Origin of the sequence: Candidatus Accumulibacter sp. ACC003, assembly GCF_907163085.1 — a bacterium.
In the GTDB taxonomy this organism is placed as follows: Bacteria; Pseudomonadota; Gammaproteobacteria; order Burkholderiales; family Rhodocyclaceae; genus Accumulibacter.
On sequence record NZ_CAJQTX010000009.1, the window covers coordinates 139,608 to 163,386 of the forward strand.

The following is a 23,779-nucleotide window of genomic DNA, read 5'->3' on the forward strand; positions in this document are numbered from 1 at the left end:
GTAAGCTGGAGAGACATTCCCGGATGAATGCACCGACGAACTTCGATATCGGCCCGCTGACCTGGGTCAAAAGCGAAATCGACCTCGCCCTGGAGCGCGCCGACAAGGCGCTGCAAGAGTTCATCGCCAACGCTGGCGACGAGAGCGAGGACCGCACCCAGGTCAGGTTCTGTCGTACGCACCTGCATCAGGTGCAGGGAGCGCTGACCATCGTCGGTCTTGATGGTGTAACGCAGTTTACCGAAGCACTGGAAGCGCTACTCGAGGCCGTCGAACAGCAGCAACTGGCGGCCAGGCCGGCGCTCATCGAACTGGCGCGCAACGCCATGGCCGCTCTCCGTCACTATCTTGACGATCTGCTGGGCGGCCAGCCTAACCAGCCGCTGCGGCTGTTGCCACTTTACCGCGAGCTGCAGACCGCGCGTGGGCACGAACGCGTCGCCGCGACGGACCTCTTCTTCCCCAACCTGCAGGTCCAGCCACCGCGTCGTCCAGGCGGCACACCGAAAATCAGCGGCAACGAGTTTCAGGGGCGCCTGCGTCAGCAGCGCGCGCATTTCCAGCGCGGCCTGCTGTCGTGGTTGCGGGCACCGCAGGACGGCGCCGGCCTGCCGGAGATGCTGACGGCCGTCAGACACATTGAAGCGCTCCAGGATCTGGCGTCTGCCCGCTCGTTCTGGTGGGTCGCTACCGCTTTTTTGTCGGCGCTGGCTGAAAAGACGCTGCCCGCCGATACCGACGCACGGCAACTGTGCACGCGCATCGACCTGCAGATTCGACGACTGCTCGAAGGCTCGAACAACGTCGCCGAACGCCTGATGCGCGACGCACTGTATCTCGTCGCCAGCGCCGACAGCGATCATCGTGCCGTGCGCGTCGTCAAGCATGCCTACGAGCTGGCATCGCTGATACCCGATACGTCGCCCGAGGCGCCGGTCGCCGTCGAGGCCGTCCGCCGTCGCTTGCGCGAAGCAATTGCCGCCACCGAGGAATCGTGGAACAAGTTCTGCGCCGGCACGGCGCAGGCTCTGCCGGGCTTCGCGACCAACGCCGGAACGCTTTCAGCGGTGGTCGACGACCTCGGTCACGCCGATTATCAGCGCCTGGCGCGAGCCATTTCCGAAGTAGCCAGCTTCCTGACCAACACCCCGTCGCGGCATAGCGAAGCGCTGGCCATGGAAACGGCCACGGCGATCCTTCTTGCCCAGAGCGCGCAGGGGAATATCCAGTATCTCGACAGCAGCTTCACGCACCAGGTCGATGTGATGGTCGGCCGGATTCACGCCTGCGTCGCCGGAACGCCGCTGCCACCGGAATCCGAACTGCCGTCGCTCGACGAAATGTCACGGCAGGTGCACGAGAAGCTGCTGATCAGCCAGGTCGCCAGAGAGATCCAGAACAACCTGACGCAAATTGAACAGGTCCTCGATGGCTTCTTCCGCGACGCCGACAAGCGAGCCGATCTGGACGGGCTGGAAATCCCGATGCGGCAGGTCGTCGGGGCACTGACCATGATGCGCCACGATGCCGCGGTCACGCTCCTGCGCCAGTGCGCGACCGACATCAAGAGCTTCGCAAGCCCGGAGTACGTCCCGCACGAGGCTGACTTCGAACGTCTTGCCGAACAGTTGTCGCTGGTCGGATTCTTTGTCGACGCACTGCAACACGGGGCTACAGACTTCGCGGCCTTCGTCAACAACATGCAGTCGAGCACGGCCCGGATGTCGGTCGCCAAGCCGGCAGCGGCGAGCGTCGAGAAAGAGCTCGAGGAGCGCAAGCTCGAGGCCAGCGCCTTGCTGGCGACGTTCCGGGCGCAAGCCGACGACGCTGGCCTGCGCCAGGAAGTCCAGCACAGTCTCAGCGCCTTGCAAAAAGACGCCGATCTGGTGGGTGACAAGGCCCTCGGCGAGCAAAGCAAGCGGCTGCTCTCGGCACTGTCTGAGGGCGACGATGTCGCTCGTCAGATCGACCAGACATTGGCGATACTCAAGCCGCAGGCGCCCGAGACACCGCAGCCCTCGGCGGCAACGATCCAGCTCTCGCAGGCGACCACCGAGGAGGTCGACGCCGAGATCCTCGAGATTTTCCTTGCCGAAGCGGCCGAAGTCCTGGCCAGCATGGAGCAGAATTTCCAGCTCCTGAAAGGCCAGCCACACGACGTCGAACTGTTGACCACGCTCCGCCGTTCGGTGCATACGCTCAAGGGCAGCGGTCGCATGGTCGGACTCAAGGATCTCGGTGAAGCGGCGTGGGCGGTCGAGCAACTGCTCAACCTCTGGCTGCGCCAGGAACACCAGGTCACCGCAGCAGTCCTCGACGTGCTTGAGCAGGCGTGCGCCATTTTTGCCGTCTGGGTCGAGCACCTGAAGACCGGCGATGGCCTGGCGCCCGATGCGACAAGCATGATTGCTCTGGCCGACTCGCTCAGGCTCGGCAGCGAGGGCGCTGCCGAGCCGATCGCCAGCACCGACGACAAGTCGGCAGCCGAACCAGAAGCCCGGGCGCGGCTATCGATCGCCCCCGATCTGGCCGAGATCTTCAATGTCGAAGCGGACGGGCACCTGGCGACACTACGCAGCGAGCTGCTGGTTCTTGAAGAAGAACCGGCAACGCCCACCGCACACGACATGTACCGCGCCGCGCACACCCTCGCCGGGATCGCCGGAACAGTCGGTATCGAGGCCGTCAACCGGCTTGGCGTGGCGCTCGAACGCGCGCTGATGCGCCGCAATCACTGCGCCCATCCCGATCAGCCGGAGGCACTGGCGCTTATCCGGCAGTCGATCACCGCACTCGCCGAGATGCTCACCGATATCACCGACGGCTACCAGCCCGAAGCAAGGCCGACGCTGGTCGATGCCCTCGAGCCGCTATACCCCGAGCAATTCGTCGAGCAACAGGCTGAGCTTGCCGCAGCCGACGAGGAGCAGGAAACGGCGGCTGATGAGCAGCTGCCGGCGGCGGTCGCCGCGCCCGAAGCCGCCGCCGTGCCGCCTGGCGCCACGGAGGCCATCAGCATTCCGGAGATGCAGGACGAACTCGACGAACAACTGCTGCCGCTGTTTCTCGAGGAGGCGCTCGATCTCACCCAGAACATCGCGAAGCACTTGCGCACGTGGCGAAACAACCCGGCCGACACCGACGTGCTCCGTCAACTGGCGCGTTCGTTCCACACGCTCAAGGGTAGCGCGCGAATGGCCGGGGCGATGAACCTTGGCGAACTGACGCACGCCATCGAAACGCGCATGGCCGAAGCGCAGCAGGCAGAAAGTGCACCCCTGACGCTGATCGACGATATCGACAACGCCTTTGACGTCATTGTCCAGATTGTCGAAAGACTGCAGCGCGGCGAATCGCCCGACGCGCCGGTCGAGGTAACCGACGCGACCGCCTCACAACTGGCCGCGGAGCACGCTGCAGATGCCGACGACCCGAACGCGGCCAGCGACCAGACGGCCACCACCGGGCAGTCGGAAGGACGCGAAGCAGAAACCGATAGCGGCGAACAGCGGGCCTTGTTGCGGGTACGCGCCGACCTCATCGATCGGCTGGTCAACGAAGCCGGCGAACTGTCGATAGCGCGCTCCCGGATCGAAGGCGAAATGCGGGCGATCAAGGGGTCGCTGCTCGACCTGACCGAGAACGTGATCCGTCTGCGTCGGCAGTTGCGCGACATCGAACTCCAGGCCGAGTTGCAGATGCAGTCTCGCACGGCGCTCACCGATGAACGCCGTCAAGCCGAATTCGACCCGCTCGAGTTCGACCGCTTCACGCGCTTCCAGGAGCTGACGCGGATGATGGCCGAGTCGGTGAATGACGTCGCCACCGTGCAGCAGAATCTGCTGAAGAACCTCGACGACGCCAACGCGGCGATCCTCGCGCAGTCACGTCTGAACCGCGAAGTCCAGCAGGAGCTGATGTCGGTGCGCATGGTGCCGTTCGCCAGCATTGCCGACCGTCTGTATCGCATCGTTCGGCAAGCGGCCAAGGAGCTTGGCAAGCGGGCCAACCTGGAAATCAGCGGCGCCCAGCTGCAACTCGACAGAAGCGTTCTCGACAAGATGCTGGCGCCACTCGAGCACATCCTGCGCAACTCGATCGCGCACGGTCTGGAAGACGCGCCCGCGCGGCGCGCCAAGGGCAAAGCCGAGATCGGCGAACTGTCACTGACGCTGACCCAGGAAGGCAACGAAATCATCGTCTCGTTTGCCGACGACGGCGCCGGCCTCAACCTGCAGCGGCTGCGCGAACGCGGCCTGGCGGCGGGCTTGCTGACCATCGACGAGGCCGCCGACGAAGCCAACGTCATCGAAATGATCTTTGCCCCGGGCATCTCGACCGCCAGCGGCGTCTCGCGCATCGCCGGCCGCGGTATCGGCATGGACGTCCTGAAGAGCGCGGTAAGCAGCCTGGGCGGTCGTATCGAAGTACTCTCCCGGCCTGATCAGGGGACCACCTTCCGCCTCTATCTGCCGCTGACACTGGCGGTGACCAAGGCCTTGCTGGTTCGCTCGGGAACGCGCGAGTACGCGATTCCAGCGGTAATGATCGAACAGGTACTGGACCTCAAGGAAAAAGCCCTGACGCGCATCCGTGAGGCCAATGCTGCGACGTGGACCGGCAACCACTATCCCTTCCATTACCTGCCGCATCTTCTCGGCGACGCGCAGGCGCTACCGGAAAAGCACCACCAGTACTGGGTCCTGCTGCTGCGCAGCGGCACTCGGCGCATCGCTCTGCAGGTCGATGAAGTGCTGGGAAATCAGGAAATCGTCGTCAAGAACGTCGGCCCACAACTGGCCCGGGTGATCGGCGTTGCCGGCGCGACGGTGCTCGGCAATGGCCAGGTCCTGCTGATCCTCAATCCGCTGGCGCTTGGCAGTCGCGCGCGCAGCGGGCCGGTGATCGCGCCGGTACCAACGCTGCGCCAGGCGGCGGCCACCGACGTCGCGGCCAGCATCCTGCCGACGGTGATGATCGTCGACGACTCGCTGACCGTACGCAAGATCACCAGCCGCATGTTGGCGCGTGAGAGCTACCAGGTGATGACCGCCAAGGATGGCGTCGACGCGCTCGAACAACTGGTCGCAATAATCCCCGACGTGTTGCTGGTCGACATCGAGATGCCGCGCATGGACGGCTTCGAATTCACCCGCAATGTGCGCGCCGACGAGCGCCTGGGCAAGGTTCCGATCATCATGATTACCTCGCGCACGGCTGACAAACACCGTCAATACGCACTCGAACTCGGCGTCAATGACTACCTCGGCAAGCCCTATCAGGAAGACGAACTGCTGCGCCTGGTGAAGCAACACATCAGGGAGCAGCGGGGCGCTTGACAACCGCGTAGCGTTGCAGCGTTCGCTGCCGCGCCTGCTGATGATCGACCAGCGGCGCGGGCGTATCACGCCCGACGACGACGCCGCAAGCGAGCTGCTCCGGCAGGCTCATTCGCCACGGCTGATGGACGAAGCGAGCGGGCAGCGCGGCCAGTTCGGGCAGGTAGCGATGAATGAACTTGCCGGCGGGGTCGAAGCGCTCCGACTGCGTCACCGGGTTGAAGATGCGAAAATAGGGTTGCGCGTCGCAGCCACTCGACGCCGCCCATTGCCAACCGCCGTTGTTCGCCGACAAATCGAAATCGTTGAGCTGACGCGCGAAGTAGGCCTCGCCACGCCGCCAGTCGACACCCAGATCCTTGCACAGAAACGAGGCAACCAGCATCCGCAGGCGGTTATGCATGTAGCCCGTCGTGTTGAGCTGCCGCATCGCCGCATCGACCAGCGGATAGCCGGTGCGCCCCGCGCACCAGGCCGCGAAAGCCGCGTCCGCCGCCGGCCCCTGCTCCCAGACAATGGCGTCGTACGCCGGCTTGAAGGCGCGCTCGGCAACGTGCGGAAAGCGATCGAGGATCATGAAGTAGAAATCGCGCCAGACCAGCTCGGCAAGCCAGGTCGCCGCCCCTTGAGCGCTCGCGTCGCTGCGCAAAGCACCCGCGGCAATCGCTTTGGCCAGCAGGTCGCGAATCGAGACGGTCCCGAAACGCAGGTGCACCGACAAATACGAGACGCCCTTGAGCGCCGGAAAATCACGCCGATCGTGATAGCCCGCGATGCGTCCGATGAAGTCATCGACAAGTTGCTGCCCACCCGACATTCCCGGCACGATGCCGAGCGCTGGCAGGTCGGTCGCGGCAAAGCCGATTTCCGCCAGCTGCGGAACAGCGCTGGCCGTCGGCACGCTAGCCAGAATCCCGGCGCGCCCCTGGTAGGGCTGCCATTCATCGTCGCTCAGTCGCTTGAGCCAGGCATTCTTGTATGGCGTGAAGACGGTGTACGCCTTGCCGGCCTGAGTCAGCACTTCGTCACCGTCAAGAATCGCCTGGTCCTTGAACGACTCGAAGGCGATTCCCTCTGCCGCCAGTGCGGCGCTGACCGCGGCGTCGCGCCGCTTGGCTTGCGGCTCGTAGTCACGATTGACAAACACCGCGGCGACAGCAAGCTCTTTCGCCAATCGCGGGATCTCGCTGGCAGCCCGGCCGTGACGCACCAGCACGGCGCCGCCACGACGGCGCAGGGCACCGTCGAGCTCGAGCAGCGACGCTCGGATGAAGTCCACTCGACGATCAGCGCGCGTCGCCAGGGCATCGAGAATTTCGCGGTCGAAGACGAAAGTGCAATAAACGCGTCGCCCTCGTCGCTGCGCTTCGCCAAGCGCAGCGTGATCAAAGTCACGCAGATCGCGGCGAAACCAGACCAGAATCGAATCAAACATGGATTAGTTTTGTGTCCTTCGCTAGCGCCGTTTAAAATGAGACCATGCACAGCATCAATCTGACCGATCATTTTCTCATTGCCATGCCGGCCATGGCCGATCCGTATTTCGCCAGGACCCTGGTCTACATCGCCGAACACAATGAGCGCGGTGCCTTGGGCGTGATCGTCAATCGGCCGATCGACATGAGCCTGGGGACCCTGCTCGACAAGATCGAAGTGCCGCTCGAGGCCGAAGGCCTGGCCAAGCTGCCCATCCTTTTCGGTGGACCGGTGCAGACCGACCGTGGCTTCGTCCTGCACCGACCCGTCGGCCAATGGCAGTCTACACTGGTGGTCAACAAGCACGTCGGCCTGACCAGTTCGCGCGACATCCTGCAGGCGCTGGCGCACACGGGGCAGCCGCAGGATGTGATGGTGACGCTGGGCTACTCGGGCTGGTCTGCCGGCCAGCTCGAACACGAACTGGCACAGAATGCCTGGTTGACCGTCGCCGCCGAACTGGCAATTCTTTTCGAGCTGCCCTACGAAGAGCGACTGGCGTCGGCACTGGAACTGCTTGGCGTCAGCCTTACCAATCTCGCCGACCAGGTCGGCCATGCTTGAGCCGGCGGGCGGTCAGACCGGCGCGGTACTCGCTTTCGACTTTGGAGAAAAGCGCATCGGTGTCGCCGTTGGCGAATGGCAGTTGCGGCAGGCACACGCCTTGACGACCATCCATGGCGAAGAAAATGCCACGCGCTTCGCCGCCATCACGGCCCTGATGCAGGAATGGCAGGTAGCCATGCTGGTCGTCGGCAGGCCGCTGTCGCTCGACGGCGCAACCAACGCCATGACCGCACGCTGCGAGCGCTTCGCCAGGCAGCTGCGCGGCCGCTTCGGACTCAACGTTGATTATGCCGACGAACGACTGTCGTCAATCGAGGCGCAGGAACGACTGCGCGCCTCGGGACACAACTCCCGCAGTGCCAAAAAACATCTCGACGCGGTCGCTGCGCAGTTGATCCTGCAGGATTATTTTGACAGCCAGCCGCTGCCCAAGCAGCTTGCCACCCTTCTTTGAAGAACCGATGACCGCCCACGCGATGCCTGCCATTGAACTTCCCGACGCCGACGCCCAATGTCGCGAACTCGCTACCCTGATCCGGCCTCGGCTGCGCCCCGACACGGTCCTGGTCGGCATTCACAGCGGTGGCGTCTGGGTCGCCCGGCGCCTGCGTGAGCTCCTGCAGCTGCAGACCGAAATCGGCCTCATCGACGTCTCCTTCTATCGCGACGATTACGGCGAAAAAGGCCTGCATCCAAGAGTCAAGCCAACATCGATCCCGTTCGACGTCGAAGGCCGGCCGCTGATTCTGGTCGACGACGTGCTGTATACCGGGCGGACCACGCGCGCGGCAATCAACGAACTCTTCGACTACGGTCGACCGGCGAGCATCCAGCTCGCCGTTCTCGCCGATCGTGGGCAGCGCCAGCTACCCATTTGCGCCGACTTCTCTACCTGGCGCGTCGACCTCGCGCCAACGCAGGAGCTGGAGCTCTCGGCGGACGCCAATGGCCACCTGCAGTGGAGTCTCGCCGAGCATGCATAACCCACAACTCAATGCCCACGGCGAGTTGACGCACCTGCTGTCGATCGAAGGCCTGCCGCGTGCGGTGCTGACGCACATTCTCGATACGGCGTCGAGCTTCATCGAGGTATCCGACCGCGACGTCAAGAAAGTGCCCTTGCTGCGCGGCAAGAGCGTATTCAACGTTTTCTTCGAAAATTCGACGCGTACCCGGACAACTTTCGAAATTGCCGCCAAGCGCCTGTCGGCGGACGTGATCAACCTTGACGTCACGCGTTCATCGACGGCCAAGGGTGAAACCCTGCTCGACACGGTCGATAACCTGATCGCCATGCACGCCGACATGTTCGTCGTCCGGCACGCGGCCAGTGGTGCGCCGCACCTGATCGCCGACCATCTGCGCCGCCTCGGGCGCAGCGACGTCCATGTCGTCAATGCCGGCGATGGACGGCACGCGCACCCGACGCAGGGGCTGCTCGATATGTACACCATCCGGCACTACAAGAAGGATTTTGCCAATCTGGTGGTCGCCGTCGTCGGCGACATCCTGCACTCGCGCGTCGCGCGCTCGGACATCAACGCGCTGACCACGCTCGGTGCCGCCGAGGTGCGCGCCGTCGGCCCGCAAACGCTGCTGCCGACGGCCATCGAGAAGATGGGCGTGCGCGTCTGCCACGACCTGCGCGAAGGACTGCGCGACTGCGACGTGGTGATCATGCTCCGTCTGCAGAACGAACGCATGAACGGCGCCCTGCTGCCGTCAGCACGCGAGTACTTCGGCAGTTACGGACTGACGCCGGCGATGCTGGCGCTGGCCAAACCGGACGCCATCGTGATGCACCCCGGACCGATGAATCGTGGCGTCGAAATCGACTCCGACGTCGCCGATGGGCGACAAGCGGTAATCCTGTCGCAGGTAACCTTCGGAATCGCCGTGCGCATGGCGGTGATGAGCATCGTGGCCGGGAACTGAGCAATGAACACGCAAAACCTCCAGATCCAGAATGCGCGCTTGATCGACCCGGCCAGCGGCCTTGACGCGCGCCTCGACGTGTTCATCGCCGACGGCCGTATCGCCGCGATCGGCCAGCCGCCGGCAGGCTTCTCGGCCGAACGCTGCATCGACGCCACGGGGCTGATCGTCTGCCCCGGCCTGGTCGACTTGTCCACCCGACTGGGCAGCATCGAACCCGAACTCGCCGCAGCGGTGGCTGGCGGTGTCACTTCGCTGGCTTGTCCGCCGGACACCAAGCCACCACTCGACGAGCCGGGGCTGGTCGAGCGCCTGGTCCGGCGCAGCGAAACGCTTGGCCTGGCACGCGTCTACCCGATCGGCGCGCTGACGCACGAACTGGCGGGCCAGCGACTGGCCGAGATGAATAGCCTGGCGCGTGCCGGCTGTATCGCCTTCTCGCAGGCCAACCAGCCGATCGATACGCTGTTGTTGCTGCGCGCCATGCAGTACGCCGCCACTTTCGGCTTCGCAGTGCGTTTGCGGCCGCAGGATCAGTTCCTCGCCCGTGGCGGCGTCGCCCACGATGGCGAGGTCGCCACCAGGCTGGGTTTGGCGGGCGTGCCGGTATCGGCCGAGACCGTCGCCACGGCGACGGCGCTGCTGCTGGCGTCCGAGACCGGCGTCCGCCTGCATCTGTCCCGCCTGTCGTCGGCCGCCGGTGTCGCCCTGGTCCGCCAGGCCAGACTGTCCGGCATGCAGGTCAGCTGCGACGTGGCCATCCATCACCTGCATCTTTCGGAAGTAGACATTGGCTACTTCGACAGCAACGCCCGCTTCGATCCGCCGCTGCGCGCCGCCAGCGACCGCGACGCGTTGCGTGCCGCCGTTCAGGAAGGCTTGGCGGCGCTCTGTTCGGACCATACCCCGGTCGATGCCGATGGCAAGCAGCTGCCTTTTGCCGAAGCCCTGCCAGGCGCCACCGGGCTGGAACTCCTGCTGCCTTTGACGCTCCTCTGGGCCGCCCAGGCGAAGCTGCCACTGCTTGAGGCGCTGGCCCGCATCACCTGTGATCCAGCGGCGATTCTCGGCATCGATGCCGGCTCGCTGAGCATCGGCAGTCCGGCCGACGTCTGCGTCTTTGACCCCGCGGAGCCCTGGCGGGTCACCGCCGAGTCCTTGCGCAGCCAGGGCAAGAACACCCCCTGGCTGGGTTACGAAGTAAGCGGCAGGGTACGCATGACGCTGGTCGGCGGACAAATCGTTTTCGAGGCCTGACAGCGGCGACATCTATGGTCTGGCCGGCAGCTGGCCAAGGCGCTTGCTCACTCGCCGAGCAAGCGCCGAATCGCTTCTGCAGATGCGCCGCTGACCGTCAGCCGCTTGCGCCGTGACTTCTGGCCACTCGTCAACTCGACGGCCGCTCTCCCCAGACCCAAGCGCTGCGCGACAAATTCGATCAAGGCCGCATTGGCCCGCCCATCGATTGCCGGCGCCGCCAGGCGTATCTTGAGCGCGTCACCGTACAGGCCGGCCGTTTCGCTTTTCTTCGCTCCGGGCTGGACATGGACCGCCAGCGTGATCGAAGAGCCCGCTTCGTGCAGCCAGTCGGCCACGACTCACAGGAACATCAAGAGCAATTGCGCGAGAACAATGGCGATCAGCGGCGCGAGGTCGATGGCGCCGACCATCGGTACCACACGCTGGATCGGCCGCAGGAAAGGTCTGGTCAGCTGCGCAACGGGCTGGCTCAAGGGCGAATACGGACTGACCCACGACAGGACGGCCTGCAGCAGCAGCGCACCAATCAACAGGTAGATGCTGAAGCGCAGGGTGGCCAGCACGGCGAACCACAGAAGCAAGGGCAGCAAACTCCCGGGCGACCCGCCTTCGACGCCTTCTTGCACTGAAGCAAGGGCGACGGTAAAGATGAGCTGCAGCAGATACGCGGGCAAGAGGCTCGCCAGATCCAGGCCAAACAGGCCCGGCAACAGCTTGCGCAAGGGTTTGACCAGCCAGTTGGTGAGGTCGACCACGAAGGTGCCGACCTGATTGTTGAACGAAACGCGAAATGCCTGCATGTAAAAGCGCAGCAGCAAAGCGAAGGTCAGGAAACCGGTCAGCGCCTGCAAGAGAAACAAGCCCGCCTGGCCGGCCATCAAGTGTCCTTCCCGAGCAATTCACCCAACTCGCGACTACGCGTGTTGGCCGCCAGGACGCCAGCGATAAAGCCCTCGCGCACGCCAAGTTCATCCATCGTCCGCAGAGCCGCTTCGGTGGTCCCCCCTTTGGAAGTGACACGCTCGCGCAGAATGGCCGCGGCTTCGTCCGACTGCACCGCCAGTTTGGCAGCGCCAAGCACCGTTTCGATCGACAACTGGCGAGCCTGGGCGGCGGTGAGATTAAGAGCGATGGCGGCCTGCTGCAAGGCCTCAATGAACAGGAAAACGTAGGCCGGGCCACTACCAGAAATGGCGGTCACCGCGTCCATCTGGGCTTCCTCGGCGACCCACAGGGTACTGCCGACAGCCTGCAGGATGCGCTCGGCGCCGAGTCGTTCGGCCATCGACACTCCCGGTAGCGCACACAACCCGGTGATGCCGGAGCCGATCAGCGCCGGGGTATTGGGCATCGCTCGGACAATTTTTCCATAGCCCCCCAGCCAGCGTGAGAGGTCGGCCAGACGCAGGCCGGCAGCAATGCTGATGACCAATTGCTGGCTGAGACGTTTCGCCAGTGACTCGCTGGCGTCGCGCATCTGCTGCGGCTTGACCGACAGGAGCACTGCATCGCAATCGAGCGCCGCGGCAGTTGGCGCCTCATAACAGCGGACGCCGTAGACAAGGCGAAGCTTGGCGCGTCCCTGTGCCCCCAACTCGATGACCGCAATATCGGCCGTCGAGAAACCTGTCTTCACCAGGCCGCCGATCAAAGCGTTGGCCATGTTGCCACCGCCCAGGAATGTAATTCTCATGCTCTGTTTCTCTCACCAAAAATCGCGGTACCGACGCGTAGCAGCGTCGCGCCCTCGGCAATTGCCGCCTCGAGGTCATGCGACATACCCATCGAAAGTGTATCAAGCGCCAGGCCATCGGCCTGCAGTTGTTCGAAAAGTTCGCGCAGCCGGCGAAAAGGGCGGCGCTGCGTCAGGAAATCGTCACTGCGCGCTGGAATAGTCATCAGACCACGCAAGCGCAGCTTCGGCAAGCCGGCGACCGCGTGCGCCAGCGTCCGCGCTTCAGCAATAGCGACACCGCTCTTGCTGGCCTCGCCGCTGACATTCACCTGCAGGCAAATCGACAGAGGTGGCAATGACGCTGGGCGCTGCTCGGAAAGCCGTTCGCCGATCCGCAAGCGGTCCACAGAATGCACCCAGTTGAAAGCCTCGGCAAGCACGCGCGTCTTGTTGCTCTGCAGCGAACCGATGAAATGCCAGTCCAGCCCAAGGTCGCGCAGCTTGGCCATTTTCTCGAGACCCTCCTGGACAAAGCTCTCGCCAAAGGCGCGCTGCCCGGCTGCCGCGACTTCGCGAATGTCCGCTGCCGGCCAGGCCTTGCTGACGGCGAGCAGGTCGATGCCAGCGGGATCCCGTCCGTACTCGCTCGCCGCGCGGGCGACTCGCACGAGAACGGCTTGCAGCTTGGCGGGAAGTGTGGTCATAATCAGGCGTTGCGCAGGTTGCCCAGAGTATAGCACCGCGCCCTGCTCATCGCCCGAGGACCGAACCGGATGGACATCACAGAACTGCTGGCCTTCAGCGTCAAGAACAAGGCTTCCGACCTGCATCTGTCGTCCGGACTGCCGCCGATGATCCGGGTGAACGGCGACGTGCGCCGCATCAACCTGCCGGCGATGGAGCACAAGGACGTGCACGCGATGGTCTACGACATCATGAGCGACGGCCAGCGCAAACAGTACGAAGACACCCGGGAATGCGACTTTTCCTTCGAGATTCCCAATCTGGCGCGCTTCCGCGTCAACGCCTTCATCCAGAATCGCGGCGCCAGTGCGGTCTTCCGGACAATTCCGTCGAAGGTCCTGACGCTGGAAGAACTCAATTGCCCGAAGATTTTCAAGGACATCTCCGAGTTTCCCCGCGGCATCGTGCTGGTCACCGGCCCGACGGGCTCGGGCAAATCCACCACCCTGGCAGCGATGGTCAACCACGTCAATGAGACCATGTACGGCCACATTCTCACCGTCGAGGATCCGATCGAGTTCGTTCATCAGTCGAAGAAGAGCCTGATCAACCAGCGCGAAATCGGTACGCACACCCTGTCCTTCCAGAATGCCCTGCGTTCGGCGCTGCGCGAGGACCCGGACGTCATTCTGGTCGGCGAACTACGTGACCTCGAAACGATCCGGCTGGCGCTCACCGGCGCCGAGACCGGCCACCTGGTGTTCGCCACCCTGCACACCTCGAGTGCCGCCAAGACCATCGACCGCGTCGTCGACGTCTTCCCGGCTGCCGAAAAAGAAATGGTTCGATCGATGCTTTCCGAATCGCTGCGCGCCGTCATCTCACAAACGCTGCTGAAAACCAAGGATGGCCTCGGACGTATAGCCGCGCACGAGATCATGATCGGCACACCGGCAATCCGCAACCTGATCCGCGAGAACAAGGTGGCGCAGATGTATTCGGCGTTGCAGACAGGACAACAGCATGGCATGCAGACGCTCGACCAGAATCTCGCCGAGATGGTCAAGCGCAATCTCGTTTCGGTGGCCGAAGCGAAAAGCAAAGCCGCCAACAAAGACAGCTTCGCCGGCATTTAAGCTCGCCTGGCGAGCAGGAGGAAGATCATGGAACACGACCAAGCGCTGAAGTTCATGCACGAACTGTTGCGCCTGATGACCCAGAAGAATGGTTCCGACCTCTTCATTACCGCCCATTTTCCCCCGGCGATCAAGATCGACGGCAAAGTGATGCCGGTGTCCAACCAGCCACTGCTGCCGCAGCACTCGGCGGAATTGGCACGCTCGATCATGAACGACCGTCAAGCGTCCGAGTTCGAGGACAAGAAGGAATGTAACTTCGCCATCTCGCCCTCTGGAATCGGTCGCTTTCGCGTCAATGCACTGGTCCAGCAGGGGCGAGTCGCCGTCGTCTGCCGGACGATCAACCTGGTGGTGCCGACTCTGGACGATCTTGCCTTGCCGGCAGTCCTCAAGGACATCGCACTGACCAGTCGCGGGCTGGTAATTTTCGTTGGCGGTACCGGTACTGGCAAGACCACCTCGCTGGCGGCGCTGGTCGATCACCGGAACAGTAATAGCCACGGCCATATCATTACCATCGAGGACCCCATCGAGTTCGTCCACGAGCACAAGAAATGCATCATCACGCAGCGCGAGGTCGGCGTCGACACGGACACCTGGGAAGGCGCTCTGAAGAACACCCTGCGGCAGGCACCAAACGTGATCATGATGGGTGAGATTCGCGACCGAGCGACAATGGACTACGCCATCGCCTTCGCCGAAACGGGCCATCTATGCCTGGCCACGCTGCACGCCAACAGCAGCAACCAGGCGATTGACCGAATCATCAACTTTTTCCCCGAGGAACGCCGCCACCAGTTGCTGATGGACCTCTCGCTGAACCTGCGCGCCATCGTTTCGCAGCGCCTGCTACCGAAGAAAGACGGTAAGGGAAGGGTGCCGGCGATCGAGATCCTGCTCAACTCGCCGCTGATCTCCGACCTGATCTTCAAGGGCCAGGTACACGAGATCAAGGAGGTCATGAAGCGCTCGCGCGAACTCGGCATGCAGACCTTTGACCAAGCCCTGTTTGAGCTCTACGAAGCCGGCCAGATTAGCTATCCGGATGCCATGCGCAACGCCGACTCGCTCAACGACCTACGGCTGCAGATCAAGCTCAACGGCAAGGAGTCGCATGACCGGGACCTCACTGCCGGCATCGGCCACCTGGGCATCGTCTGACAGCCAGCGCAACGCCGCCCTTCGGCGGCCGGGCGCAGGCGAGCCCCCCCCGGCAAGGGCACCGCACACAGCGGCGGCGATTACCTACGACGCGCTCGCCGCAGCCTTGCCGCGGTTGCTGCCGGCGACCATTCGGAATTCATACAGACGGCAATCGAGGGCACCATTGAACAGCGGCGTCTTCTTGCTTGGCGTCAAGCGAACCAGTTTCGGCAGGCGTGTGTCGGCGCTGATCAGGTAGCAGCTCCAGCCGGCAAACCGGCGCTTCAGCGCATGCCCCAGTAGGGGGTAGAACTCAGCCAGCTCCTCATCGCTGGACACCCGCTCGCCGTAGGGCGGATTGCTGACCATGATGCCGGCGGCGGCTGGCGCGTCGATCTCGAGCAAATCGCCCGAGGCAAGACTGACCGCCGGCAGCAATCCGGCACGATCGAGGTTGGCAAGAGCGGCGCGCACGGCTACCGGCGAAATGTCGCTGCCAAAAATCGCTGCCGGTGCCGCCGGCTTCTCGGCTGCTTGCGCTGCCTCGAGCATGCTTTTCCAGACTTGCGGGTCAAAATGGCGCAGGCCTTGAAATGCGAAATCACGACGGGCGCCCGGCGCGCGATTGAGCGCAATCTGCGCCGCCTCGAGCAGAAAAGTGCCACTCCCGCACATCGGGTCAAGCAGCGCCGTACCGGGCTGCCAGCCACTGAGGCGCAAGATGCCGGCGGCCAGATTTTCCCGCAGCGGCGCTTCGACGGTCTTCTGGCGGAAACCCCGCTGATAAAGCGGCGCACCGGAGGTATCAAGATAAAGAGTGCACTCGTCGCTATTGATGAAACCCTGAATGCGGACGTCCGGCTGGCGCGTATCGACGCTCGGCCGGCGAGCAAAGTCGCGGCGAAAGCGATCACAAATCGCGTCCTTGATGCGCAAGGTCACGAACTCGATACTTTTTAGTGGACTCTTTACCGCATTGACGTCGACCCGAATGGTCTGCTCGGGAACGAACCACTTCGGCCACGGCGTGTCCAGCGCCAGCTCGTAGATGTCTTGCTCCTTCGCATAGCTCGCTTGCGCCACCCGCCACAAGATGCGCGTAGCGATCCGCGAGTGGAGATTGGCGCGGTAGCAAACCGGCCACTCGCCGACGAAATGAACGCCGCCGGAAATCTGCTGCAGTTCGGCAGCACCAGCCGCCGCAAGGTCCTCGGCGAGTAAAGGCTCGAGGCCGCGTGGGCAGCTTGCAAAATAGGTTTCCACGATTGTCTCCCGATAGCTGTGGACTAGAATGGCTTGACGACCGCGAGATAAGTCACGGCCAGCAATAAGAGCACCGGTAGTTCATTGAACCAGCGGAACCAGACGTGACTGCGGACCTTGCGATCCGCCTTGAAGTCGCGCAGCAAGCAGCCGCAATAGGCATGATAGGCAATCAGCAGCAGTATCAGGGCGATCTTGGCGTGCAGCCAGCCGCCCGAAAAACCATAGCCCAGCCACAACCACAGGCCAAGAGCAACCGCCAGGGCGCCGATCGGCGTCATGAAACGATAGAGCTTGCCGGCCATCAACAGCAGACGGTCTCGCTCGGCAGTGCTGTCGGCCTTGACCATCGCCAGATTGACGAATATGCGCGGCAGGTAGAACAAACCCGCGAACCAGCTGACGACCATCCACAGATGCAGAACCTTGACTACGAGCACGCGCTATTCCTTTCATCGACCGCCGCCACCACACCATCATCGACCAGCGGAAAGCGCAGCCTGGCCCGAAGCTCGGTCCTGATGCGCTGATTCGACAAGCGGCGTGATTCGCTCATGAATGAAAATTGCAGCGGCGACAATTGCTCCTGCGCAGCGCTGCGCGACAGACGAGGCACCCTCGGAATTCCGAAACGATCGGCGACAAGGTCGAAATAGTCACCCATCTTGATTTCCGAATCATCCGTCGCATTGTAGATACGGTTGCTGCGGCCGTAGCGCAGTGCGGCGCAGGTCAGCGCCGCCAGATCCTCGGCGTGTACGTGATTGGTATACACGTCGTCAGCCTCGTTGAGCGCCGCGGTCGCTTTGCGCAAGCGCTCGAGTGGCAGACGATCGGTGGCGTAGATGCCGGGGGCGCGCAAGATGCTGACCACCACACCACGGCGGCCAAAGGCACGCAGCTGCCGCTCGGCGTCAACCCGGCGGTGCGCACGAGCGGTGCCCGGCCGCAGCGCGCGGGTCTCGTCAACGCGTTCACCCGAGCAATCGCCATAAACGCCCGTCGTACTTATATACACGATCCGCTGTGGTAGACTCAAGCCGCGACTCAGCGCTGCCAACAGGTTACAAGTCCGGCGGTCGCGCTGCTCGCCCGCGCCCCCTTCGAGCTTGCTCGCCGGCGGCGGCGCCAGATGGACGATGACATCGGCCAGGCCGGCAATACGCTGCAGGCTGCGCGGCTGGTCCAGGTCGGCAAGGACAGGCTTGGCGCCGCTGTCACGCCAGAAAGCGGCTTGCTCGAACTCGCGTACCAGTGCGAAAACGCGGTAGTGGCCGAGCAGACGGGGCAGCAAACGACGGGCAATATCTCCACAGCCGACGATTAATAGTTTTTGCACGGCGCAATTTTACCGGATTCGGACATCAGCGGAGATTCAATGGGTTTTCAGGTCAGTATTCAGCCAAGCCAGCAGCATTTCCAGGCGGACGCGACCGAGAGCATTCTCGAAGCGGCACTGCGGCAGGGGCTGAGTCTTCCTTACGGTTGCCGCGATGGCGTTTGCGGCTCGTGCCGGGGCAAGGTCTTGAGCGGCCATGTCGAGCACGGCAAGGCGCAGCCCGATGTTCTCAGCGAGGCTGAGCGGGCGGCAGGCTTCGCGCTCTTCTGTTGCGCCAGGGCCAGAAGCGACCTGTGCATCGAAAGCCGCGAGTTGCGCTCGCTGGCCGACATCCCGGTCCGCACGCTGCCGGCGCGAGTGCAAAAACTGACCCGCGCGGCGCCCGACGTGATGCTTGTCGAGTTGAAGCTGCCCGCCAACGAGCGCCTGCAGTTTCTCGCCGGGCAGTACGTAGACATCCTGCTGCCGCAAGGCAAGCGGCGCGCTTTTTCGCTTGCCAATGCACCGCAAGACGACGCCTTCCTGCAATTGCATATCCGCCACACGCCCGGTGGAAAGTTTACCGCGCACGTCTTCAACACCATGAAGGAACGCGACATCCTGCGCCTTTGCGGGCCACACGGCAGCTTCTTTCTGCGCAGCGAATCAGCAAAGCCGATACTGCTGGTCGCTGCTGGCACCGGCTTTGCGCCGATCAAGGCGATGGTCCAGCAGGCGATCAGCGAAGGCAACAAGCGATCAATGTACGTCTATTGGGGTGGCCGTGCGCGTGCCGACCTCTACCTCCTGCAGCTGGGTGAAAGCTGGCCGACCGAGCACGCCCAGCTGAATTTCGTCCCGGTGCTGTCGGAGCCGCTGGCCGACGACAATTGGCAGGGTCGAAGCGGCCTCGTTCATCAGGTCGCAATGGCCGACCATCCTGACCTTTCGGGTTTTCAGGCCTACGTCTGTGGCTCGCCGGCGATGGTCGCCGCCGCCCGGCGAGACTTCGTGACGCGCGGCCGCTTGCCAGTCGAGGAGTTTTTTGCCGACTCGTTCGACTTCGCCGCCGATACGCTCGCGGCCATTGAAACGCTCACCGCTTCGCACATCAGGGCCAGCCAAAATGAATAAGATCTTCATGTCCCGCGAGCCTTTGCTCAACCGCCAAAGCAGGGTCATCGCTACTCGCCTGACGCTCCAGATGGACGACAAGGCGAGCATGCAGGACGCGGTAAACGCCCTCAGCGCTCTCGATGACATCTGGCCGCGCAGCGAAAAACCGGTCTTCATCAGTTGCCGAGGCCCGGCTTGCAGCGCAGGCCTTCTTGACTGGTCGACGCCAGACAACGCAACCATCGAGTTGACAGCGGCAACTCTGCTCGGCGCCGACGGACCCGATCTGATCGCCGCATTGCAAACCTGGCAACCGACCGTCTGCCTACTCTTCGATCCTCAGGCAACGCAGGCGCTGTCCGTCGACGTGCCGTTTCGCTTCATCGGCCTCGATGCCAGGCAGTTCACCCTGGGCCAACTCAAGCTGTTGGCGGCACGGACCAAGGCCTACGGAATGGGCGTCGCCTTCAACATCGCCAACGGCGAAGACTTTCGGGCGTGCCTGGACGCGGGCGTCACGGCCGCCGCCGGGTGGTTTTTCACGAAACCGACCAAGCTCCCGGCAAAAACTCTCAACCCGGCACAAAACAATATCGTGCGAGTCCTCAACCTGGTCCGCAGAAATGCCGACGTCAAGGAAATAGAGGCCGCCCTGAAGCATGACGTGGCGATGTCCTACAAGCTCCTGCGCTACATCAATTCTGCCGGTTTTGGCCTGTCCTGCGAGATCCAGTCATTCCGCCACGCGGTCAGCATGCTCGGCTACGACAAGCTCAATCGCTGGCTGTCGCTGCTACTGGCGACGGCCAGCAAGGATCCGATGGCGCCGGCCTTGATCTACACCGCGCTCGTGCGTGCGCGTTTGATGGAGTTGCTGGCGATCGGCCTGGTCGACCCGTCGGAGTACGACAACCTGTTCATCACCGGCGCCTTTTCCTTGCTCGACACCCTGCTCGGTGTCGGCATGGAACAGGCGCTCGATGCAATGCGCTTGCCTGACCCGATCTGTGACGCGCTGCTTGGCAACGGCGGTCGCTATCAACCCTTCCTCGAGCTGGCGCTGGCCAGCGAGAGCGCTGCCGCCGAGGGGGTCACCGAACAGGCGAGCATGCTGGGACTGACGGCCGACCAGTTCAACCGCGCACAACTGCAGGCGCTGTCCTTCGCCGAGACGATGGAATTTTAAGGTGGCCCCGGCTACTCGCCGAGATAGGCCGCCCGAACCTTGGGATCGGCAAGCAGCTTCCGCGACTCGTCGGTCACCGTGATCTCGCCGCTTTCCATGACGTATCCGCGCTGACTGACCTCGAGTGCCAGCTTGGCGTTCTGCTCGACGAGCAGAATCGTCATCCCCTCGCTGGCCACCGTACGAACGACCTCGAAGATCTTCTGGACCATGATCGGCGCGAGACCCATCGACGGTTCGTCGAGCAGCATCAGCTTGGGCTTGCTCATCAGCGCCCGGCCGATCGCCAGCATCTGCTGCTCACCACCTGACAGCGTTCCCGCCATTTGCTGCGCCCGCTCCTTGAGACGCGGGAAGTGTCCCAGCACGTGCTCGAGGTCGCGCTCGATCGCCGCCTTGTCATTACGGGCGTAAGCACCCATGCGCAGATTCTCGAGGCAACTCATGCGCGGGAAGACGCCGCGACCTTCAGGCACCAGTGCGATCCCTTCACTGACCAGTCCGTGCGGCGGCAGGGACAGCAGTTCCTTGCCGCGATAGCGGACGCTACCGCCCGCTGGTTCGAGCAGTCGCGCCAGCGCCCGCAGCGTGCTGCTCTTGCCGGCACCATTGGCACCGATCAGGGCGACCATCTCGCCCTCATTGACATGAAAGGTGATGCCGCGAACGGCCTGGATACCACCGTAGGAGACGCGTAAACCGGTAACTTCGAGCATGACTTGTCCGTTCTCTTCAGGCGACCGAGCCGCCGAGGTAAGCCTCGATGACGCGTGCGTCCTTCTGCACCACCGACGGCACGTCCTCACAGATTTTCTCGCCGTAGTCGAGCACCGCTACGCGCCCGCACAGACCCATCACCAACTTGACGTCGTGCTCGATCAGCAAGACCGTCACACCGTCCCGGCAGATACCTTCGACGAGCGTGCGCAAGGCTTCGGTTTCAGTGCCATTCATGCCTGCCGCCGGCTCGTCGAGCGCCAGCAGCTTCGGTTCGGTGGCCAGCGCGCGGGCGATCTCGAGGCGGCGCTGATCACCGTAGGACAGGTGCTTGGCATAGTCATGCGCCCGGTCCTGAATGCCCACATAGTGCAGCAACTCATCGGCTCGACGGGTGATCGCCGCCTCCTCGGCCATCGTCGCACGATTGCGGATAATGGCACCAACGACGTTGGCGTGGGTACGCAAGTGCCGGCCAACCATGACGTTCTCGATCGCAGTCATGTTGCCGAACAGGCGAATGTTCTGAAAGGTCCGGGCGATACCAGCCTCGGCGGCCTTGTGCGGGGCGTCGGCGGCAAGCTTGACGCCGTCGAAGATAAAATGGCCACTCTCGTTCTTGTAGAGGCCGGTGAGACAGTTGAAGAAGGTTGTCTTGCCAGCGCCGTTCGGTCCGATCAGGCCATAGATTTCGCCTCGGCGAATCGTCAGAGAAACGTCGTGCAAGGCCTTGACGCCGCCAAAATGCTTGGCTACTGCGTGCGCTTCGAGAAGAATTTGTGGTTTATCGCGGCTGCTCATTTCTCGCTCTCAGCAAGTTCGCGGCGGCGTTGCGACGACGGCCACAGGCCAGCCGGCCGGAAACGCATGACCAGCACCATCGCCAAGCCGAAGATGAGCATCCGCAGGCTTTCCGGATCGACAATGCTGCGCCCAAAAATCGCGTCTTGCAGCGGCTCGATGCCGTAACGCAAGACCTCGGGAAGCGCGGTCAGCAGGATCGCGCCGAGAATCACTCCAGGTATGTGCCCCATGCCACCGAGAACGACCATCGCCAGAATGGTGATCGACTCCATCAGCGAGAAACTCTCGGGACTGACGAATCCCTGCATCGCCGAGAAGACGCCGCCAGCGATGCCACCGAACGACGCCCCCATGGCGAAGGCCAGTAGCTTGATGTTCCTGGTGTTGATCCCGCAGGCCTTGGCGGCAACTTCGTCCTCGCGGATGGCCTGCCAGGCGCGACCGATTCGCGAATCCTGCAAGCGCACGTTGACCATGATCACCAGGATCGCCAGGGCCACCAGCAAGAAGTAGTACTTTTGCGGCCCACTGAGTTCGACCCCGAATATCACGCTGGTCTCGGCAAACGAGAAATCCCCGATCCGGATCGGGTCGATGAGGGTGATCCCCTGCGCACCGTTGGTGACGTTGATCGGCGCATTCAGATTGTTCAGGAAGATGCGGATGATCTCGCCAAAGCCGAGCGTGACGATCGCCAGGTAGTCACCACGCAACTTGAGCGTTGGCGCACCGAGCAACATGCCGAACATGCACGCGATGGCCGCGCCAAGCGGCAAGATCACCCAGAATGGCAGGTGCAAACCAAAGTGCGGCGACGCCAGCAAGGCATAGACATACGCGCCGACCGCGTAGAAAGCGACGTAACCCAGATCAAGCAAGCCCGCATAGCCGACGACGATGTTCAGACCAAGCGCCAGGAAAATGTAGAGAATCGCGAAGTTGGCAATGCGCACCCAGGCCTGACCGCCCAGAGCGGCGATGAAAGGCACGGCCACCAGAACCGCAGCGATCAACAGCACGCCCAGCCAGTGCCGCTGCCAGGGCAGCGCCTTTTTGACCTGATCGTTCATGCGCGATCTCCCTCGCGCTCGCCAAACAGACCCGAAGGACGAAACATCAGAACAACGATCAGAACGATGAAGGCGAAGATATCCTGGTAGTGGCTACCGAGGAAATCACCCGTCAGTTGACCGATGTAGCCAGCGCCAAGCGCCTCGATCACGCCAAGCAACAGGCCGCCGGCCATCGCTCCCGCCAGATTGCCGATGCCGCCCAGAACCGCTGCGGTGAAAGCCTTCAAGCCAAGCATGAAACCCATCTGGTAGTGGGCAATTTCGTAATACGAGCCGACCATGCAGCCAGCAACCGCACCCAGCGCGGAGCCGATGATGAAGGCCATGGCAATGACGCGGTTGATATCGACGCCCATCAGCATGGCCACCTGCGGGTTCTGTGCCGTGGCGCGCATGGCCATTCCGATGCGCGTCCGGTGCACCAGGTAGATCAAGCCGAGCATCACCAGCGCCGCCAGCGAAACGATGGCCATCTGCACATTGGTAAACGTTGCGCCACCGACCGTGTAAATATGCTTTTCGATCATCGGTGGGAAAGTGATGTAGTTCCGGCCCCAGATGATCATCGCCACGTTCTGCAAGACCATCGACATGCCGATCGCGGTGATCAGCGGCGTCAGTCGCGGAGCACCCCGCAGCGGACGATAGGCGACTCTTTCCAGCGCCCAGCCGAGCACCATACAGACCACAACCGAAACGAGCAGGCCGATACCGAGAATGAGCAGCGGTGGCATGCCGGAACCGGCAAGCGAGACGATGACCGTGAAAGCCACCATCGTACCGATCATCACGACCTCGCCATGGGCGAAGTTGATCAGGCCGATGATGCCATACACCATCGTATAGCCCAGGGCGACAAGCGCATAAACGGCGCCCAGAGTGAGGCCGTTGATCAGTTGCTGGAGAAGAGTGTCCATGGGCGAGCTTTCCGCAACAAGGTGCTTATGACGAACCAGAGTTTCCGACTGATAGCGCCAGCAATCGGACATGCCGGCGCTACGCCCAGTTCATGCTGAACGATTATGCGGATGCAGGAAAAGCAAGGGAACGACGCCACCGGCGCCATTCCCTCGGCAGGCAAATG

General features: G+C 63.0%; 22 protein-coding genes. 10 read left to right on the forward strand and 12 right to left on the reverse strand.

The genetic code is table 11. From position 1 onward, the window contains the following. Positions 1–23 precede the first annotated feature (23 nt). A complete protein-coding gene (locus QZ656_RS19090; RefSeq protein ID WP_291994872.1) occupies positions 24–5,339 on the forward strand; it encodes an Hpt domain-containing protein in 5,316 nt (1,771 codons plus the stop codon). Here the strand turns inward: QZ656_RS19090 and QZ656_RS19095 are convergent. Further along, positions 5,317–6,774 (reverse strand): deoxyribodipyrimidine photo-lyase, encoded by a 1,458-nt coding sequence (locus tag QZ656_RS19095; protein ID WP_291994873.1) that lies wholly within the window; start codon positions 6,772–6,774, stop codon positions 5,317–5,319. The two genes, QZ656_RS19090 and QZ656_RS19095, sit on opposite strands and share 23 nt — an antisense overlap. A 44-nt stretch (positions 6,775–6,818) precedes the next feature. On the opposite strand from QZ656_RS19095, the gene QZ656_RS19100 reads away from it, so the two are divergent. From QZ656_RS19100 to QZ656_RS19120, 5 genes are read left to right on the forward strand one after another with little or no spacing between them, the layout of a single operon-like run. Continuing rightward, positions 6,819–7,379 (forward strand): YqgE/AlgH family protein, encoded by a 561-nt coding sequence (locus QZ656_RS19100; RefSeq protein WP_291994874.1) that lies wholly within the window; start codon positions 6,819–6,821, stop codon positions 7,377–7,379. Then, positions 7,372–7,836, forward strand: a complete 465-nt coding sequence (gene ruvX, locus QZ656_RS19105) for a Holliday junction resolvase RuvX (protein ID WP_291994875.1) — start codon at positions 7,372–7,374, stop codon at positions 7,834–7,836. Before QZ656_RS19100 ends, ruvX begins: the two co-directional genes overlap by 8 nt. Before the next feature lie 7 nt (positions 7,837–7,843). After that, entirely contained in the window at positions 7,844–8,365 is a 522-nt protein-coding gene (gene pyrR / locus QZ656_RS19110) for a bifunctional pyr operon transcriptional regulator/uracil phosphoribosyltransferase PyrR (protein WP_291994876.1), read from the forward strand. Beyond that, complete coding sequence (locus QZ656_RS19115) at positions 8,358–9,317, forward strand: aspartate carbamoyltransferase catalytic subunit (RefSeq protein ID WP_291994877.1); 960 nt, start codon at positions 8,358–8,360, stop codon at positions 9,315–9,317. The genes pyrR and QZ656_RS19115 overlap by 8 nt, the downstream gene beginning before the upstream one ends. A gap of 3 nt (positions 9,318–9,320) precedes the next feature. Beyond that, positions 9,321–10,574, forward strand: coding sequence for a dihydroorotase (locus QZ656_RS19120; protein WP_291994878.1), 1,254 nt, complete (start codon positions 9,321–9,323; stop codon positions 10,572–10,574). Positions 10,575–10,621: 47 nt separating this feature from the next. Here the strand turns inward: QZ656_RS19120 and QZ656_RS19125 are convergent, their stop codons facing one another. Genes QZ656_RS19125 through QZ656_RS19140 form a run of 4 tightly spaced genes read right to left on the reverse strand, consistent with a single transcriptional unit; the run spans position 10,622 to position 12,956 of the window. Next, positions 10,622–10,912, reverse strand: coding sequence for a DUF167 domain-containing protein (locus QZ656_RS19125; protein ID WP_291994879.1), 291 nt, complete (start codon positions 10,910–10,912; stop codon positions 10,622–10,624). Positions 10,913–10,915: 3 nt separating this feature from the next. Further along, positions 10,916–11,455, reverse strand: a complete 540-nt coding sequence (locus QZ656_RS19130) for a YggT family protein (RefSeq protein WP_291994880.1) — start codon at positions 11,453–11,455, stop codon at positions 10,916–10,918. After that, positions 11,455–12,270 (reverse strand): pyrroline-5-carboxylate reductase, encoded by an 816-nt coding sequence (gene proC / locus QZ656_RS19135; protein WP_291994881.1) that lies wholly within the window; start codon positions 12,268–12,270, stop codon positions 11,455–11,457. The genes QZ656_RS19130 and proC overlap by 1 nt, the downstream gene beginning before the upstream one ends. Continuing rightward, a complete protein-coding gene (locus QZ656_RS19140; protein ID WP_291994882.1) occupies positions 12,267–12,956 on the reverse strand; it encodes a YggS family pyridoxal phosphate-dependent enzyme in 690 nt (229 codons plus the stop codon). The genes proC and QZ656_RS19140 overlap by 4 nt, the downstream gene beginning before the upstream one ends. Before the next feature lie 69 nt (positions 12,957–13,025). On the opposite strand from QZ656_RS19140, the gene QZ656_RS19145 reads away from it, so the two are divergent. Together QZ656_RS19145 and QZ656_RS19150 are read left to right on the forward strand one after the other, a co-directional pair. After that, positions 13,026–14,072 (forward strand): type IV pilus twitching motility protein PilT, encoded by a 1,047-nt coding sequence (locus QZ656_RS19145; protein WP_291994883.1) that lies wholly within the window; start codon positions 13,026–13,028, stop codon positions 14,070–14,072. 27 nt (positions 14,073–14,099) lie between these two features. Further along, entirely contained in the window at positions 14,100–15,236 is a 1,137-nt protein-coding gene (locus tag QZ656_RS19150) for a PilT/PilU family type 4a pilus ATPase (RefSeq protein WP_291994884.1), read from the forward strand. An 84-nt stretch (positions 15,237–15,320) separates the two neighbouring features. Here QZ656_RS19150 and QZ656_RS19155 read toward each other — a convergent pair whose 3' ends face one another. The 3 genes from QZ656_RS19155 to QZ656_RS19165 are packed head-to-tail and all read right to left on the reverse strand — an operon-like array spanning position 15,321 to position 17,820. Continuing rightward, positions 15,321–16,484, reverse strand: coding sequence for a THUMP domain-containing protein (locus QZ656_RS19155; RefSeq protein ID WP_291995257.1), 1,164 nt, complete (start codon positions 16,482–16,484; stop codon positions 15,321–15,323). A gap of 20 nt (positions 16,485–16,504) precedes the next feature. Continuing rightward, entirely contained in the window at positions 16,505–16,921 is a 417-nt protein-coding gene (locus QZ656_RS19160) for a CopD family protein (protein ID WP_291994885.1), read from the reverse strand. Beyond that, complete coding sequence (locus QZ656_RS19165) at positions 16,912–17,820, reverse strand: SDR family oxidoreductase (RefSeq protein WP_291994886.1); 909 nt, start codon at positions 17,818–17,820, stop codon at positions 16,912–16,914. The genes QZ656_RS19160 and QZ656_RS19165 overlap by 10 nt, the downstream gene beginning before the upstream one ends. 39 nt (positions 17,821–17,859) lie before the next feature. On the opposite strand from QZ656_RS19165, the gene QZ656_RS19170 reads away from it, so the two are divergent. Together QZ656_RS19170 and QZ656_RS19175 are read left to right on the forward strand one after the other, a co-directional pair. Then, positions 17,860–18,933, forward strand: a complete 1,074-nt coding sequence (locus QZ656_RS19170; RefSeq protein WP_291994887.1) for a CDP-6-deoxy-delta-3,4-glucoseen reductase — start codon at positions 17,860–17,862, stop codon at positions 18,931–18,933. A 7-nt stretch (positions 18,934–18,940) separates the two neighbouring features. Beyond that, complete coding sequence (locus tag QZ656_RS19175; protein WP_291994888.1) at positions 18,941–20,101, forward strand: HDOD domain-containing protein; 1,161 nt, start codon at positions 18,941–18,943, stop codon at positions 20,099–20,101. An 11-nt stretch (positions 20,102–20,112) separates the two neighbouring features. Here the strand turns inward: QZ656_RS19175 and QZ656_RS19180 are convergent, their stop codons facing one another. Genes QZ656_RS19180 through QZ656_RS19195 form a run of 4 tightly spaced genes read right to left on the reverse strand, consistent with a single transcriptional unit; the run spans position 20,113 to position 23,612 of the window. Beyond that, entirely contained in the window at positions 20,113–20,817 is a 705-nt protein-coding gene (locus tag QZ656_RS19180) for an ABC transporter ATP-binding protein (protein WP_291994889.1), read from the reverse strand. A 16-nt stretch (positions 20,818–20,833) separates the two neighbouring features. Beyond that, complete coding sequence (locus tag QZ656_RS19185) at positions 20,834–21,619, reverse strand: ABC transporter ATP-binding protein (protein ID WP_291994890.1); 786 nt, start codon at positions 21,617–21,619, stop codon at positions 20,834–20,836. Further along, entirely contained in the window at positions 21,616–22,692 is a 1,077-nt protein-coding gene (locus tag QZ656_RS19190; RefSeq protein WP_291994891.1) for an ABC transporter ATP-binding protein, read from the reverse strand. The genes QZ656_RS19185 and QZ656_RS19190 overlap by 4 nt, the downstream gene beginning before the upstream one ends. Continuing rightward, positions 22,689–23,612, reverse strand: coding sequence for a branched-chain amino acid ABC transporter permease (locus QZ656_RS19195; protein ID WP_291994892.1), 924 nt, complete (start codon positions 23,610–23,612; stop codon positions 22,689–22,691). Before QZ656_RS19195 ends, QZ656_RS19190 begins: the two co-directional genes overlap by 4 nt. Positions 23,613–23,779: the final 167 nt, after the last annotated feature.

Excerpts from the sequence above, each read along its gene's own strand:
- QZ656_RS19170 (WP_291994887.1), top strand. The coding sequence starts at position 17,860 with ATGGGTTTTCAGGTCAGTATTCAGCCAAGCCAGCAGCATTTCCAGGCG.
- QZ656_RS19185 (WP_291994890.1), bottom strand. The coding sequence starts at position 21,619 with ATGAGCAGCCGCGATAAACCACAAATTCTTCTCGAAGCGCACGCAGTA.
- QZ656_RS19120 (WP_291994878.1), top strand. The coding sequence starts at position 9,321 with ATGAACACGCAAAACCTCCAGATCCAGAATGCGCGCTTGATCGACCCG.
- QZ656_RS19095 (WP_291994873.1), bottom strand. The coding sequence starts at position 6,774 with ATGTTTGATTCGATTCTGGTCTGGTTTCGCCGCGATCTGCGTGACTTT.
- QZ656_RS19115 (WP_291994877.1), top strand. The coding sequence starts at position 8,358 with ATGCATAACCCACAACTCAATGCCCACGGCGAGTTGACGCACCTGCTG.
- QZ656_RS19090 (WP_291994872.1), top strand. The coding sequence starts at position 24 with ATGAATGCACCGACGAACTTCGATATCGGCCCGCTGACCTGGGTCAAA.
- QZ656_RS19145 (WP_291994883.1), top strand. The coding sequence starts at position 13,026 with ATGGACATCACAGAACTGCTGGCCTTCAGCGTCAAGAACAAGGCTTCC.
- QZ656_RS19100 (WP_291994874.1), top strand. The coding sequence starts at position 6,819 with ATGCACAGCATCAATCTGACCGATCATTTTCTCATTGCCATGCCGGCC.
- QZ656_RS19130 (WP_291994880.1), bottom strand. The coding sequence starts at position 11,455 with ATGGCCGGCCAGGCGGGCTTGTTTCTCTTGCAGGCGCTGACCGGTTTC.
- proC (WP_291994881.1), bottom strand. The coding sequence starts at position 12,270 with ATGAGAATTACATTCCTGGGCGGTGGCAACATGGCCAACGCTTTGATC.
- QZ656_RS19180 (WP_291994889.1), bottom strand. The coding sequence starts at position 20,817 with ATGCTCGAAGTTACCGGTTTACGCGTCTCCTACGGTGGTATCCAGGCC.
- QZ656_RS19150 (WP_291994884.1), top strand. The coding sequence starts at position 14,100 with ATGGAACACGACCAAGCGCTGAAGTTCATGCACGAACTGTTGCGCCTG.
- QZ656_RS19195 (WP_291994892.1), bottom strand. The coding sequence starts at position 23,612 with ATGGACACTCTTCTCCAGCAACTGATCAACGGCCTCACTCTGGGCGCC.
- QZ656_RS19175 (WP_291994888.1), top strand. The coding sequence starts at position 18,941 with ATGTCCCGCGAGCCTTTGCTCAACCGCCAAAGCAGGGTCATCGCTACT.
- pyrR (WP_291994876.1), top strand. The coding sequence starts at position 7,844 with ATGACCGCCCACGCGATGCCTGCCATTGAACTTCCCGACGCCGACGCC.
- ruvX (WP_291994875.1), top strand. The coding sequence starts at position 7,372 with ATGCTTGAGCCGGCGGGCGGTCAGACCGGCGCGGTACTCGCTTTCGAC.
- QZ656_RS19190 (WP_291994891.1), bottom strand. The coding sequence starts at position 22,692 with ATGAACGATCAGGTCAAAAAGGCGCTGCCCTGGCAGCGGCACTGGCTG.
- QZ656_RS19140 (WP_291994882.1), bottom strand. The coding sequence starts at position 12,956 with ATGACCACACTTCCCGCCAAGCTGCAAGCCGTTCTCGTGCGAGTCGCC.